The organism is Bradyrhizobium sp. WSM4874, assembly GCF_055811835.1.
On sequence record NZ_JBVVPR010000131.1, the window covers coordinates 1 to 2,160 of the forward strand.

Sequence of the window (2,160 nt, forward strand, 5' to 3'; positions counted from 1 at the left end):
GGCCGCATTCGAGCCTTGACGACCGCACTCCGGATCAAGCCTACTTCGATCTTCCTCCGCTCCGCGCGGCGGCCTAACCTCGGCAGAGGCTCCACTTATCGACGCGGAGATTCTGTTCAGACAAACGGGACCAGCTCACTTGGCGGCCAAGCGGGCTCACCGTCGATCAGGCGAAGGGGCGACCCTGACGCGTTGACCACATGCCCACAGCAACAGCAGCAGACAGAGTCTCTGGCAGCGTGATAGAAAGTGATCAGGAGCGGTCAGTTTCCAACTAACAAACCGGCTCAAGTGGTCCCGTTCCGCGGGTCCATTTCAGGACTTCGGTGAGGCGAAGCGAAGCGGAGCGCTCCCCGCCAAACTTGCTTCTACAGTCACTGCAGGAGATCGACATGGGTCTATGCGCTTCAAAGCCGAGCGTGGCAGGTTCACCTGAGCATTATGCAACCCACGCTACAGAGCCGCCCTCGCCGTCCGAATCACCGCTGTCATCGCATAGGGACTCGTCTTCCTCCTCGACCAGCGCGCTGCGCGATGCTTTGCCTTCCCCGCCGCGTCGCGCGGCTTCTCCCGAACCGCAGGGCTCACCCAATTGGCAAGGGGCAGGATGGTCCGGCCATGAGGGTTTTAGCGGCTGGTCAGAATACCAGGGCAACTTGTATGACTCAGCCCATGAGTGGCAAGGCGCGTCGACTGGTGAGCACTTGGCCGATCCTGCCGATATGTGGCCTTCTCACGCTTGGAACCCTAATGCCACTTTTGACATTGGCACTGCTTCTTCGCACCCTCAAGCACTCCAAGAACGGGCGCAAGAGTGGGCGCACCTCACCACCACCACCTTGCAACACGATGGGAAGGACCCGCGACTCGCGCAGGCTATCACGCATGTTTTCCTGATATTCGCGGATTCCCAAACGTTCCGGCAGACCATGGCGACCGTCCAGAAGGAAGGCAGGGTAGGGATTCGCGTTGATCCCGAAGTATCCACAGCGTATTTCGATTTCCAACAGAGGGTGGTGGTGCTGGGAGAGATGATGGCGCGCGATCCCACCATTGCTATGGGCGTTCTTGCCTTTGAATTGAGCAATGCTTCGCTGGAGCGCGCATTCGAAGAATGCGAGCGCAATGCAGCCATCGCCCAGCTTTCCCCCCGCGAATACGCGGAAAGCTTTGAAAGGGTTGAATACAACTCAACTCGCAACGTTCAGGCTTATTATATGGAAGCGCACGAAACGCTGCGTCGGGTTGGTCTCGACAACCCCAACGCATGGCATTGCATGGTTACAGACCAGGGGCACATCGAGCCTAGCCCCCGGTCGGAGAACGATGCAGTGGCAAATTCATTGGCTACTGGTCATTTGGGTCGGTATGAGCAAGAGTACGCGAAACGGAATCTGTGATCGCTGCATCTGCCATGCTGGGCCAGCGTGCGCGAGGGCATCTACATCCTCAATGGGTTTTCCGACCGACACCTCCGATGCGCAGCTTGAGATCATCCATGGAGACACCCTTGACCAAAAGCTACCCGGTCTCCGGGAAGCATGACGACGAGATGGGTGGCAGAAATTCGTGAAAAGTTCTTGGCTGACAGCGACTATAGTACAATGATAAACGTCTAGAAAATAGCACCATGGGCATTTGTATATCAACACAACGCAGACCGTTAAATTTACCTAATCTCAAGTGAAAATACGTCGAATGCTTCGACTCCGACGCGTACTCAAGCTGCGAATCAGGCATCAAGTGGAGCACTAGATGGCCTGCAACGTAGATCTTCGTTGCAAAGAAACTCAAACGTTCACGGAGCAAGCTGGCGCAATGTTATTGCGCAAGTAAGAAATCCTGACGAAGACCCGCGTATCGACCATCTGCTGACAATGGCAGAAGCAATTTATAAGGCATCAAGTACGTTCAGGAAAAGAATGAACGCAGTTGCAGGCGAAGGTGGTGTCACGATAAGGATCGTGCCAGACAGTGAGATCGGCCATTCCTTTGGGCATGCCGCAACACGACCGGGAACTCAGAGCTGGCCCCGGTTGTTTGGATAGCGCCCCGCTGGATTTAAGTGGATTCCTGCCGGGTCATGCTGAACGCGGGGCTTTACGATTTTGTCGTTGCGTCGGGAGGGCGTAGCCCGACCAGAGCGACGACAAAATCGTC

At 56.1% G+C, this 2,160-nt stretch carries 1 protein-coding gene; it reads left to right on the forward strand.

Translation table 11 applies throughout. From position 1 onward, the window contains the following. Positions 1-704: 704 nt before the first annotated feature. Positions 705-1,400: a hypothetical protein gene (locus tag AC0L3P_RS39575; protein WP_473309409.1), complete on the forward strand. Its 696-nt coding sequence runs from the start codon at positions 705-707 to the stop codon at positions 1,398-1,400. The last annotated feature ends 760 nt before the right edge of the window (positions 1,401-2,160 follow it).